This is a genomic window from Alkalibacillus silvisoli (assembly GCF_039521975.1).
GTDB classification, from domain to species: domain Bacteria; phylum Bacillota; class Bacilli; order Bacillales; family Alkalibacillaceae; genus Alkalibacillus; species Alkalibacillus silvisoli.
The window spans coordinates 40,710-52,773 of sequence record NZ_BAAACZ010000001.1 but is presented as its reverse complement, the minus strand read 5'-3'; the positions used below and the strand labels follow the sequence as shown (position 1 = coordinate 52,773).

General features: G+C 36.6%; 11 protein-coding genes and 1 riboswitch. Of the genes, 5 read left to right on the top strand and 6 right to left on the bottom strand.

Going from position 1 to position 12,064, the window contains the following annotated elements:
- Window positions 1-247 precede the first annotated feature (247 nt).
- The 3 genes from ABDZ63_RS00240 to ABDZ63_RS00230 all read right to left on the bottom strand — a co-directional run bounded on the left by ABDZ63_RS00240 (window position 248) and on the right by ABDZ63_RS00230 (window position 3,488).
- On the bottom strand, window positions 248-1,093 hold the full coding sequence (locus ABDZ63_RS00240) for a DegV family protein (protein ID WP_343780876.1): 846 nt from the start codon (window positions 1,091-1,093) through the stop codon (window positions 248-250).
- Window positions 1,094-1,538: 445 nt separating this feature from the next.
- On the bottom strand, window positions 1,539-2,225 hold the full coding sequence (locus tag ABDZ63_RS00235; protein ID WP_343780873.1) for a response regulator transcription factor: 687 nt from the start codon (window positions 2,223-2,225) through the stop codon (window positions 1,539-1,541).
- Window positions 2,226-2,348: 123 nt separating this feature from the next.
- Window positions 2,349-3,488 (bottom strand): sensor histidine kinase, encoded by a 1,140-nt coding sequence (locus ABDZ63_RS00230; RefSeq protein WP_343780871.1) that lies wholly within the window; start codon window positions 3,486-3,488, stop codon window positions 2,349-2,351.
- A gap of 178 nt (window positions 3,489-3,666) precedes the next feature.
- Between ABDZ63_RS00230 and ABDZ63_RS00225 the strand changes: the two genes are divergently transcribed.
- Window positions 3,667-4,305: a YigZ family protein gene (locus ABDZ63_RS00225; RefSeq protein WP_343780869.1), complete on the top strand. Its 639-nt coding sequence runs from the start codon at window positions 3,667-3,669 to the stop codon at window positions 4,303-4,305.
- A 14-nt stretch (window positions 4,306-4,319) separates the two neighbouring features.
- A complete protein-coding gene (locus tag ABDZ63_RS00220; RefSeq protein ID WP_343780866.1) occupies window positions 4,320-5,306 on the top strand; it encodes an LCP family protein in 987 nt (328 codons plus the stop codon).
- A 443-nt stretch (window positions 5,307-5,749) separates the two neighbouring features.
- On the opposite strand, the gene ABDZ63_RS00215 is transcribed toward ABDZ63_RS00220, so the two are convergent.
- On the bottom strand, window positions 5,750-7,237 hold the full coding sequence (locus tag ABDZ63_RS00215; protein ID WP_343780864.1) for an APC family permease: 1,488 nt from the start codon (window positions 7,235-7,237) through the stop codon (window positions 5,750-5,752).
- A 252-nt stretch (window positions 7,238-7,489) separates the two neighbouring features.
- On the opposite strand from ABDZ63_RS00215, the gene ABDZ63_RS00210 reads away from it, so the two are divergent.
- On the top strand, window positions 7,490-8,053 hold the full coding sequence (locus ABDZ63_RS00210; protein WP_343780862.1) for a hypothetical protein: 564 nt from the start codon (window positions 7,490-7,492) through the stop codon (window positions 8,051-8,053).
- 114 nt (window positions 8,054-8,167) lie between these two features.
- Window positions 8,168-8,250, top strand: a riboswitch (cyclic di-GMP riboswitch).
- 21 nt (window positions 8,251-8,271) lie between these two features.
- Entirely contained in the window at window positions 8,272-8,400 is a 129-nt protein-coding gene (locus tag ABDZ63_RS00205) for an anti-repressor SinI family protein (protein WP_343780860.1), read from the top strand.
- Window positions 8,401-8,638: 238 nt separating this feature from the next.
- On the opposite strand, the gene ABDZ63_RS00200 is transcribed toward ABDZ63_RS00205, so the two are convergent.
- Window positions 8,639-9,088, bottom strand: coding sequence for an IDEAL domain-containing protein (locus tag ABDZ63_RS00200; protein ID WP_343780857.1), 450 nt, complete (start codon window positions 9,086-9,088; stop codon window positions 8,639-8,641).
- Window positions 9,089-9,300: 212 nt separating this feature from the next.
- Between ABDZ63_RS00200 and ABDZ63_RS00195 the strand changes: the two genes are divergently transcribed.
- Window positions 9,301-10,386, top strand: a complete 1,086-nt coding sequence (locus ABDZ63_RS00195; RefSeq protein ID WP_343780855.1) for an AI-2E family transporter — start codon at window positions 9,301-9,303, stop codon at window positions 10,384-10,386.
- A gap of 39 nt (window positions 10,387-10,425) precedes the next feature.
- On the opposite strand, the gene ABDZ63_RS00190 is transcribed toward ABDZ63_RS00195, so the two are convergent.
- Window positions 10,426-12,060 (bottom strand): amidohydrolase, encoded by a 1,635-nt coding sequence (locus ABDZ63_RS00190; protein ID WP_343780853.1) that lies wholly within the window; start codon window positions 12,058-12,060, stop codon window positions 10,426-10,428.
- Window positions 12,061-12,064 lie beyond the last annotated feature (4 nt).

Sequence of the window (12,064 nt, the reverse complement as noted above, 5' to 3'; positions counted from 1 at the left end):
ATTATACCTTCTACCAATAAATGGTTTAAAAACTTGTATCAACTTTTACACATAACTAAGGACTTGACTAGTCGTGTCCATTTTATCAGCGCTCGTGCAACTTTTATCAGCGCTCAGACTTGTTTTATCAGCGTTCACTCAACTTTATCAGCGCTCACTCAATTTTATCAGCGCTCGAACCCAATTTATCAGCGCTCGCTCGCAACATAAAAAATCCGCAGATGAGCTCGTCTCATCTGCGCACCTTTTACTTAACTTTATACCAGCCTAGGCCGATTCCGCCTTCGCCAAGGTGTGTGCCGATTACGGGGCCAAAGTAGCTAATCGTAAAGTCGACGTTTGGATATTTCTCTTCAAGTTCGGCTTTCCATTTCTCAGCTGTCTCTAATCGCTCTGCATGAATGATGACAGCTTTCAGTTGTTCTGCTTGATCTGCAGCCTCTTGAAGTAGCCCTTCCATTCGTTTATAAGCTTTTTTGCTTGTACGAATTTTTTCGAATGGGACAATTTTCGTATCTTCAAAGTGTAATAATGGCTTAACTTGTAGTAGGCTTCCGACCATGGCTTGTGCACCTGATAAGCGGCCGCCTCGTGCTAAGTGACTTAAGTCATCAACCATGAAGTAGGCTTTCATATCTTCTTTCATTACCTTTAGTCGGTCTAATATTTCATCTGGCGTCGCTCCATCTTGTGCCATTTTCGCTGCTTCAAGGACGTAGAATCCTTGTACCATACAGCTTATTTCAGAGTCAAACGGATAAACTTCTAATCCTTCGATCATGTCACCTGCTGAAACGGCAGCTTGATACGTTCCACTTATTCCACTTGATAAATGGATAGAAATAACTGTATCGTAGTTCTCCGCGATTTCTTCAAACTTTGTTGTGAAATCACCTACTGATGGTTGACTTGTTTTGGGTAATTCTTTTTCTACTTCTACTTTCTCATAAAATTCTTTTGTTGTAATATCTAATAATTCACGATAGCTTTCATCACCAAACGTTACACTGAGCGGCACCATATATATATTCCACTGATCTAATTGTTCTTGAGGTATGTATGCCGTACTATCAGTTAAAACAGCTGTTTTCATAACATCTACCTCCTCTTGAACATATTTTACAACAACAGCTTGTATTTTGCATCGATAATTTTAATTCTGTCACAAGTCGTTCAGCTACTAATGTAAATAAAGGCGTGAGAAAAAACAGGTCAAGTGTTGGTGAAATACGAGCATTTGATGCCTTGTGTAAGTTGAGCAGTTGACTCTGAGCAGATCATTTTATCAGCGTTCGGGCTACTTTATCGGCGCTTAGGCTACTTTTATCAGCGCTCGAACTACTTTTATCAGCGCTCAGGCTACTTTTATCAGCGCTCAGGCTACTTTTATCAGCGCTCAGGCTACTTTTATCAGCGCTCAGGCTACTTTTAATGTCGCGGGAACGACATGCAAAAATCCGAACGATTCATCATAAATGAACTCGTTCGGATTTTCTATTATGACAGCTTTTTTGTCCTAAACTCTCTCAATATAGCTTTTATCTAACTTGTACCCAACCATTCTTAATGGCTGTGACAACAGCTTGTGTGCGGTCATTCACATTCATTTTTTGTAAAATGTTGGAGACATGGTTTTTGACTGTTTTCTCACTGATATAAAGGTCTTCTGAGATCCCGCGATTACTGCGGCCATCTGTCATCAGTTGTAAGACTTCACATTCACGGCGAGTAAGTAGATGAAGGGGTTTACGATATTCGATATATTCAAATGCAGCTTCACTACCATTCCCACCTGCTGTTGATAAGCGGCGGTACTCTTTTATTAAATTATGTGTCACTTTCGGATGAATGTAAGAGCCACCTTTTCTAACTACTTTAATGGCATTCACTAACTCATCTGTATCCATTTCTTTAAGCATATAGCCTAAAGCACCTGATTTAAGAGCGTGTGTAACGTAAGATTCATCATCATGGATTGAAAGTATGATTACTTTCAGTTCATTATATTGGTCAATTAATTGCTTGGTTGCCTCAACCCCATTAACACCTGGCATATTAATATCCATAATGACAATATCTGGTTGATTTTCTTCTATGACGGCTAAAGCTTCTGAACCATCGCTTGCTTCAGCAACGACGTTAAAACCTTCTTCAAATTCTAATATACGCTTAATCCCTTCACGGAACAGCTTATGATCGTCTATCAGTACGATACTTGTTGGCATGTTACTCCTCCTTCAATCCAAATCGTTACTCAAGCCGCTCTTTTATCCCCCGTATAAATATAACTTCAATTATACTACAATTTCAATCATGTAGGTACTGTTTCATGTAAAATATAGCTTTGATTAATATATAATAGGTAATGATATGGTGATCCTAGTACCTTCATCCTTCTTCGATTTGATATTCATTTCACCATCTAGCATATCGACTCGCTCACGCATGCCGGTTAATCCGAATGAGTCATCTTTTGTTTCAGTCATATCAAATCCTTTGCCTTCATCAACCACATGGATGTTCAATTTATTATATGATTCTTCAAAGCGTACTCGAATTAAGCTTGTAGCTGCGTGTTTGATTGCGTTTTGAACCCCTTCTTGTATCAGACGAAATACAGCCGCTTCAAATTTTTGAGCATATCTTTTTTCTTCACCAAATGATTTAAACTCAACCTTAATGTCGTGATATTCTTCAATTGTAGATAAATATTTTCTTAATGTTGGAACCAATCCTAAGTCGTCTAAAGCCATGGGTCTAAGATCATAAATAATTTTTCGAACCTCGTATAAAGCACCCCGCACCATTTCTTTAACATCCTTCATTTCTTTTAATGCTTCATCAACACCATGATCACGGATGGTTCTCGACACGATATCAGAGCGGATCATTACATTAGCTAACATTTGAGCTGGACCATCATGAATTTCACGTGATAGCTTCCGACGCTCTTCTTCTTGAGCATCAATGATTTGTAGGCCAAAGTCATACTTTTCCTTCGCTGATGTTAATGCTTTATTGACGTCTTTTAAGTCCGTTGTTAAATAATTCAGTACGACATTAATCTTACTCATGACATTTTCTGTTCGTTCTATACTTTGATCTAATGAACGAATCCGGTGTTCTAACTCATCACGCCTCTTAATTAAACCGACTTCTTGTTGACGCTGTACGACTAGCTTCGTTTGCAATTCATGTGTATCATTATAGGCTTTTTGTACTTGTTCTTCTGAAAATTGATTGAAATTTTTGCTTACCTGAGTTAGACGTTGGCGTGCTAATTTTAGCTTTTTTTCGAGTTGATCATTTTCATTAATCATCTTGCTGACATCTTTTCTAATCTGAATCACTTCTTTAGCCAGCGCTTGCTGTTGCTTACGCGAATCCTCTCCAAGGTCGAAAATCTCTTGTTTACTATTAGAAACAACATTAACCATTTGTTCGATAATTTTATCTAGGGTTTGGTCTTGTTCTAATACTTTAGACATAGTGATTCCTCCATCATTATAACTATAGCCTTCGCTGTTTATACAAGCATTTTTGGGGGTTTTGATTTATTTTGTATATTTTATCATTAATTTGTAACGAAAACAGTAAAAAATACGTCTATATAATTGCCCACTAAATGCCATTTATATATAATAATAGTTTAGGGGGCTATTAGTCATGCTAGAACATTATTTAACCATTAAACAAGAAGGCAACCACGAAATAACTATACAAAAATCACGTTTTATCGGTTATGTTAAACGTACCGAAACTGAAGAAGAAGCACAAGCTTTTATCCAAAAAATTAAAAAAGAACATCATAATGCAGCCCATAACTGTCAAGCTTACATGATCGGTGAGCAAAATTTAATCCAAAAAGCCCATGATGATGGTGAACCAAGTGGTACTGCTGGTGTTCCGATGCTTGAAGTGTTAAAACAGATGAATTTGAAAGATACGACTGTAGTAGTCACACGATATTTTGGCGGGATTAAACTAGGAGCAGGAGGATTAATTCGCGCTTATTCTAATTCTACTTCTGAAGCGATCCGAAATATCGGCGTTGTGAAGCGATCACTTATGCAAGAAGTCATAGTAACAGCTGATTATGGACTGTTAGGAAAGTTAGAAAACGAACTAAGAAACCATGATCAATTGATAGAAACCATTGATTATGCTGAACAAGTTAATTTCCATGTATTTGTACTGACTTCTGAGGTTGACACGTTTAAAAATTGGATGATTGATTTTACAAGTGACCAAGTTAAGCTTCAACTTGGCAAAGAGAAATACATCGAAAAGGATGTAGAGATTTAAAGGGGAATAAAATAATGAGTTTAAAGAAAAAGCTGTTGATTGGTTTTTTAATAACTGCCTTTATTGCGGTCGGTGGGGTTTCTTACTATGCTTACAGTCTCTACCAAGGCGCAGAGCAAGTTGTAACAGATTCATATGAGGACCTTGGGCGGGGTGATCATTCTGAACAAAGAGAAGAAGTCGTTGACCCGAGTGAGGATAACATTTCGATGTTATTCATTGGGGTTGATGACAACGATACGAGAGTTGGGTCTTCGAGTCTAGCAGATGCATTAGTATTAGCTACGTTTAATAAAGAAGACCTCTCGATTAACATGGTCAGTATTCCGCGAGATTCATATGTCGATGTCAGCTACCAGCATACAAAAGATAAAATTAACCACACGCATGGTTTCGGAGGACTTGATGAAACTGTATCAGTCGTTGAAGACTTATTAGATGTACCGGTTGATTATTACGTCAGGCTCGATTTCATGGCTTTCGTCGATACAGTTGATGCGTTAGGTGGAGTAGATTTTGAAGTGCCTTACTACTTGGAAGAAACTGATAGCACTGACCAAGGAACAGTTGTTATTCAGCCTGGTGAACAGACACTTAACGGCGAAGAAGCTCTTGCAATGGCTAGAACGAGACAGCTCGATAATGACCTTGAAAGAGGCCAACGCCAAATGGAGCTACTAGACTCAATCATTGATCAAACGTTATCATTTTCATCGATTACACGCTATAATTCATTAATTGATTCAATTGGTGAAAGAATGACGACTAACATCTCTTTTGATGAACTCGTTAGTTTGCATGAATATGTAACAGGAAATGATGGGATTGATATTGACCAGCATCAACTAGAAGGAAACGATTTGTGGATCGATAATATTTACTACTTTGAACTATTTGGTGAAAATCTGGATGATATTAGTAATAAATTGCGAACGCACTTAGAGATCGATTCACACTATGTTGAACGCAAATCAAGAGAAGATGAGGATAAAGATTTATAAAGAGTGGCAAGTGTTTATACTTTAACTGCTAACAAAAACAGTTCCAAGGGTTATGAATATAACTTTTAGAACTGTTTTTTTAATCAATATATTACGATAATAATTTCTATATAGCTTCATGTCTTTCTAAAGTCCTAATGGAGGAAGGCTGGAGGTTATAATGTCTAAGTCTACTCTGAATCCATCTTGTAATAAGACAAAAAAAGGACCACCTAAAAATTAGATGGTCAAAGTAAAAAGATAGCGTCTAATCAACCTTTATGATCGAGGTTAATTTCATTCTATTATAGTTATATATCATTTACAATGTTTACACGATTGAAAAATAATTTTAATAAACTTGAAATAAACTATAGTTTATTTCGTTTTTTAAACAAGTTTTTATAATAATTATTATGTGATAATCGTTATAAATAACTACTTTTCAATTCGTCCTCTTCGCTTTACTCCTCTTCCTTCTTCAATTTAAATTGATCTTTTCCAAGAATTAAGTACGCTAACTCTTCACGTGTATACTTAGCTAACTCTTTTCTTCTAATCATGTAGAATATAGCGCCAATCGCAATCCATACCAGTAATGCAACGATTGACTCCATTCCTAAAGCTGCTGGTGATTCTGGATATAGTAACAATACTAAGAACGACACACTCGCAATCATGCCAAGTAATGTGACGACCTTTTTACCTGGTGAGACAATGTGCAACTCAGGGTTATACCCTTCATCTTGCTCACTCCACTTTAACAACTTATAAGCTGTATATGTCGTATAGAAGAATGCAATTGACACACCTACAGATGACATATCAACAACCCAACCTAATACTTCACGTCCAAACCACGGTGCGATGATCGCGATCACTGCAGCAAATATAAGCGCAAAATAGGGTGTATTATATCGACTGTGTAAATTCGAAAATGCTTTAGGTAATACTTTTCCACGTGACATCGCAAATAACACGCGACTTGATGAAATTAAAAATCCATTCAAGCCTGTAAAGATCCCCATGGTTAAAGCTGTAGCTAAGACAATTAATCCGCCAGTTCCTAAGACTTCTTGAACAACAAATCCTGTTCCCCATGCATGATTAGCTTGTGATATTTCCTGCCATGGTGCTGCTACACCTGTTGCTAAAATCATTAATGAATAAATGGCCGCTGCAAATAGAATAGCTAAGACAATTAAAGTTAACGCCTTTTTAGATGAAAACTTAAACTCCTCAGCTGCTTGCGGGACATTGTCAAACCCTACATAAGCAAAAGGGGCAATCGCGACAATCGTTAAAATCGCAGCTAATGCTGATATTTCAGGTGTGAACAGTGGCGTTAAGTTACTAAATGACGTTTCAGCACTTGAAGTCATACCAATTGTAATCGTTAGTACACCTACAATTAAAATAGCAACGAATATAAACTGCATACGCCCTGAGATCGTTGTCCCACGAATATTTAAGACAGTGAAAATACCTATTAATATCGTAGCTAATAAAATTTCTGTTAAATAAACTTCCCAACCAGCGATCTCATAAACTTTTACTTGTTCGATAAAATTAGGGAATATGAACTTCAACATTAACGAAAAAGCAGTTGCATTTAAAGCCACGATACATATGTAACCAAGCGTTAAGAACCAACCACTAATATAAGCGTGCAGTCGACTTAATCCAAGAAAAGCATAAGCAAACTCTCCACCTGATACAGGATAATTTCGAATAAGAACACCATAACTTATTGAGATCACAATCATTAACAGTGCACCAAGCGTTAGCCCTAATATAACACCTAATGGTCCTGCTTCACCCATCCAAGTAGCTGGCATAACAAACGATGCCCAACCAATCGATGAACCTAACGCAATCGCCCAAACCCAATGCGGCTTGAGTGTTTTGTCTAATTTCTTTCTAGTTAAAGATTTATCAATCCGATCACTCACTAAAACTTCCCCTTTTTAAAAATGAATTTATACTTAGGGGGTTATTGTCGCATAATTCTATCTTATTAGGAACCGAAGATTGGCATATTATATGAAAGCATTTTTAAGCAACAGGCCTTATACCTACAATATTTTCCTCCAATAACTTTAAATCAAAAATATTAGAATATTTTGTCGATATTTTATAAAATCATAAGTATAATTATCAAGAAATTGGGCAACAATGCTTTTTAGAAAGGCAGGTTGTCCTCTATGCGTAAAGCTTTATTAATTCTAACTTTAATGATTGCTTATACAACGTATCACTTTACCTTCCATTATTTTGATCTACATTCTTACGAAGAAAATCCTAATAACGGTGAAGCTAACGATTTAGAAATACATGAAGAAACGACTACTAAATTTGTCGAAGAAGACTACTTAGAAGCTTCTTATACAGAAGACGTCGTTAACCTTAATGAAACGAATTTAATGAAACAATACGAAACGCAATTCGAAGACCTTGAACAATCGATCTTACATGATATTGAAGATTTAAGAGATGAAGTATTAGAAGAAGTGGACTCTGAGCAGAATATTTTAACCCAGGGTATGAATTTTTTAAAGTATGAACGCCAAGCGACAGAAATTGAAGAGCAGGCTGATGAGCGGTTCAATCAGCTAAAGGCAGATATGGAAGCTGCTGCTTTCGACCACCTCATACCAGAACAAGCTGTAGATGACATTATAGATCAGTATGAAACCCGAAAGTCTGAAATTAAAAACTCGATATTTGATGAAGTCAATGAATGGTTAAGTAAAAATGAAGAAATTTAGCTCTTAATTGACAATAGTATAGAATTAACTTCCTTTTTGTAGAAATTTTTGGATGAAAAGGGACTACCCATCTTTTATCATTCAGTATAAGATAGAAATAGGTTAAACTTTCGGTGTAGAAAAAGGCAAACCTTTTGAAAGAAAGGGACGCAAAGCTATTGATCTAAGGGGAAACCTATGATTGCAAAGCTGCCTCATCTAAATGGGGGAATTGGGGAATGCGGACGGAAAAATTAGGTGTTCGTTCAAAAGAGATATTAGACCGAGAGTGGGTACAACTGATGAAAGAAGCGAAAAATGCTGGGATCAGCAAAAAAGAGATAAAAGAATTCCTCAACAAAGAATAAAGAGAGATCGGTTAAAACGGGATGGCCAACACCATCCCGTTGTTTATGTGCGCATATTTATCAGCGTTCGGGCTATATTTATCAGCGCTCAGGCACTTTTATCAGCGCTCAGGCCACTTTTATCAGCGTTCATCCAATTTTGACGCAGCGATATGAGAGCTAAAAATCCGAACGAGTTCATTTATAATGAACTGTTCGGATTTCTATTATGACAACAGGTTATTCCACTACCTCTTCTCTACTCACCAGGTGAAGAATACAAGTAATTCGTTAACTCTAGGAACTTCTCCTCATCTCGATCCTTTAAAGAATGATCAATTAATCTATAAATATTCTCTTCAATTAAATGTGAGATGACTAAATCAACTTCAGTTGGACTAACTCTTGCCTCTTCATCAAAATACTCATCTGTTATACTATTTAATTGTTCTTCAAACGATTCAAACTTCATTAGTTTATAGAGTGGTAATTTTACATAGTTGACCCCTTTTTGAAACACAAACTGGTCCTGTTTATTAACAATTTCTCGGTTATAACGGTCCATCACAATCTCTCTTGCCTCTAAAGGAATAAAGTGATATAGCTGTTCATCCATGACAACTGAAAAATACTGAAACGCTAAGATAACCCGAATAAAACGTTCATCCTTTTTAACATAATAAGGCTTTAACATTTTTACTGATTGCATCGCCACCACCCCACAGTGTAAAGTTTGAATATTCTGTTTATTATTATTATGCACTAAAATTGAGAAAAATTAAAGAAATACGAATTATTTAGACTTTTAACTTATATACAGTAAAAAATTTAGCTATAATGAAAGATAATAGTTTCACAAATTTTTCCGCTAAGTTAAAATAAAATTATTGGAGAGAGAAGCCAAAGAAAGTTGGTGAGTATATGCCGAATGGAAAATGGTTTAGAGTTGGATATGCGATTATTCTGATTTTGCTCATTATATTTTTAGCTACACAAGTTCGATTTATTTTTGAGCCTATTTTCATTCTTTTTCAAACCTTATTCATACCTATTATTATTGCTGGGATTTTATACTATTTAACGCGACCTTTTGTTGATTTTTCTTCAAAATACATACCACGGCCGCTCTCTGTCTTGTTAGTGTTTGTGGCTGGACTCGGAATTATTACAGGTTTAGTAATGGTTATTGCACCAGAGTTGCAACGACAATTTAACAATTTGGTCAATACGTTACCAGACCTTATTGACGATGCTAATCAGATGTTATTAAACATTCAAGCAAGCGATTGGTTCTCAAGAATATCACCAGAAGAAGATGCGATCACTGAGTTTTTTGAAGGCTTGCAAGCAAACATTGATAACATCCTTTCAACTATTGCATCTCAAATTACGCATTACTTAGGCGTTGTAGCAAACATTTTAATTTCAATTATTGTCGTGCCGTTTATTTTATTTTATTTACTTAAAGACGGTAAGCGCCTGCCAAATCGATTGATTGGTTTTTTACCAAAACGTTATCAAGATGATGTTGAAGGTATTTTAATTGAGATGGATGAAGCGTTAAGCTCTTATATCCAAGGACAAATTATCGTTAGCTGTTTCGTTGGTATCCTTGTCTATATTGGTTATACGATTATCGATTTACAATTTGCTTTAATCTTAGCCGTTGTCGCTTTATTTACGAACTTCATTCCGTTTATCGGACCCTGGATTGGGACGATTCCGGGTGTTATTGTTGGTTTACTAGAGTCACCGTTTCAAGCTTTACTTGTTATTATTATCGTTGTGATTATTCAGCAGTTAGAGAGTAACTTAATTGCTCCACAAGTCATGGGTAAGAAATTACAAATCCACCCGATTACAATTATATTCCTCTTACTCTTTGCCGCACGATTCGGTGGTGTTTTAGCAATGATTATTGCTGTTCCGACTTATGCCGTTGCTAAAGTAATCGTGAGTCACATATACCGTATTATTAAATTGAAAAATAAAGACGCCTTTGAGTAAAAAGATCCTAGGCCATTAATTTGGCCTAGGATCTTTTTGTTATTGCTTAATACATGGTTCTCCGTCAATGAACGTTTGCTCTATTTGAATGTCTTTAATTTTCATGGGATCAATCGTTAATGGGTTTTCATCAAGCACTGCAAAATCCGCTTCCTTCCCAACTTGAATTGACCCGTTTGTCTCTTCTGTATCATTTAATCGAGCACCGTATAAAGTCATCGATTTAAGGGCTTCTAAGGCATCGATTTTCTCCGCTTCGCCTAATACATGCCCATCACGTGTCACTCGGTTGACAGCAGCCCAAATTGAGAATAACGGTGATATAGCTGTAATAGGGTTGTCTGAATGGATTGTGTATAAGAGGTCATGTTCACGTACACTGTTTAATGGGTCTAGTTTTTCCGCTCGCTTAGGTCCTAAAAAGATATCGCGGTGCCGATCACCCCAGTAATACACATGATTAATAAACAGTGAGGCGGCAATATCGTACTCAGCCATTCGTTTTAAATCCTCTTCCCTTGCCGTTTGTAAATGTTCGATCCGGTGAAGATGTCCTTCACGAGTGAACTTTTCAATGGCTTTAATTAAGGCTTGAATAATCGAGTCAATTGCTAAATCACCATTACCATGACAAGCTATTCTAAAGCCACGATCATGAGCATTTTGGAACATTTCATTTAATGTCTCTTGCTCATGAATCAATGCCCCGTTATGTTCTGACTCTAAATAATAGCCATCTCGAAGCGCACCTGTATAGCCTTGAATCGACCCATCTTGGAAAAACTTCGCACTATCAAGACGCGCTTGACCATTGGATTGGAAGCTAATATAAGAATCGACTTCATCTGCTGACATACCATCAAAAGGCTTTTCATTTAACACATCATCCATGACCATGTAACGCATTTTCAATTTAAAATCAGGGTGTGTTATAGCACGAATATGCTCTTCATACTCACTATAGCCACCATCTAGGCCAACAGCAGCATCTGTATTAGTCGTAATTCCTTGTTTAATATAATCCCGAGACGCTTCAATCATCAACCGTGTCAATTCATCTTTAGTTAATTGATCTAAATGACGCATCACCATTTCTAATACTGGTAACTCAAATAAAACACCATCTAGTTTACCATTAGAATGTCTTCCAAAATGTCCACCTGAAGGGTCCTCTATATCATCACTTATGCCACTAACTTCTAGTGCTTTTGAATTAACTACAGCCAAATGCCCAGAAATATGACGGATAAAAACAGGATGATCTGGAGCTATTTTGTCTATTTCTTCTCGGGTTATATGACGCTGTTCTTTTAACATCGTATCGTCATAGCCAAAGCCAATAATCCATTGATTCGAGTTCTGATTTTTCGTTTCATTTTCGATCGTGTCTAACAACTCTTGAACATTTTTATTAGCTGGTGACCCGCAGTAAACCTGACTTTTCATTTTCGCATACATTAAAATGTGGTTATGCGTATCAATAAACCCTGGAATAAGTGTCTTCCCTTCTAAGTTATACCACTTTTTTGAAGTAACTTCTTCAAAGTCAAAGACATCAGTCCATACTTTCGTAATCGTGCCGTCTTCTATGCCTAGAGCTTTGATGTGTGGAAGTTCATCTTCTAATGTGATTATTTCACCGTTATAAATAATTAAATCGTAGGTCATATTCATCACC

Bases quoted from the DNA above. Each gene is read 5' to 3' on its own strand.
- ABDZ63_RS00225 (WP_343780869.1), top strand. From the start codon at position 3,667: ATGCTAGAACATTATTTAACCATTAAACAAGAAGGCAACCACGAAATA.
- ABDZ63_RS00230 (WP_343780871.1), bottom strand. From the start codon at position 3,488: ATGTCTAAAGTATTAGAACAAGACCAAACCCTAGATAAAATTATCGAA.
- ABDZ63_RS00240 (WP_343780876.1), bottom strand. From the start codon at position 1,093: ATGAAAACAGCTGTTTTAACTGATAGTACGGCATACATACCTCAAGAA.
- ABDZ63_RS00195 (WP_343780855.1), top strand. From the start codon at position 9,301: ATGCCGAATGGAAAATGGTTTAGAGTTGGATATGCGATTATTCTGATT.
- ABDZ63_RS00200 (WP_343780857.1), bottom strand. From the start codon at position 9,088: ATGCAATCAGTAAAAATGTTAAAGCCTTATTATGTTAAAAAGGATGAA.
- ABDZ63_RS00220 (WP_343780866.1), top strand. From the start codon at position 4,320: ATGAGTTTAAAGAAAAAGCTGTTGATTGGTTTTTTAATAACTGCCTTT.
- ABDZ63_RS00235 (WP_343780873.1), bottom strand. From the start codon at position 2,225: ATGCCAACAAGTATCGTACTGATAGACGATCATAAGCTGTTCCGTGAA.
- ABDZ63_RS00190 (WP_343780853.1), bottom strand. From the start codon at position 12,060: ATGAATATGACCTACGATTTAATTATTTATAACGGTGAAATAATCACA.
- ABDZ63_RS00205 (WP_343780860.1), top strand. From the start codon at position 8,272: ATGCGGACGGAAAAATTAGGTGTTCGTTCAAAAGAGATATTAGACCGA.
- ABDZ63_RS00210 (WP_343780862.1), top strand. From the start codon at position 7,490: ATGCGTAAAGCTTTATTAATTCTAACTTTAATGATTGCTTATACAACG.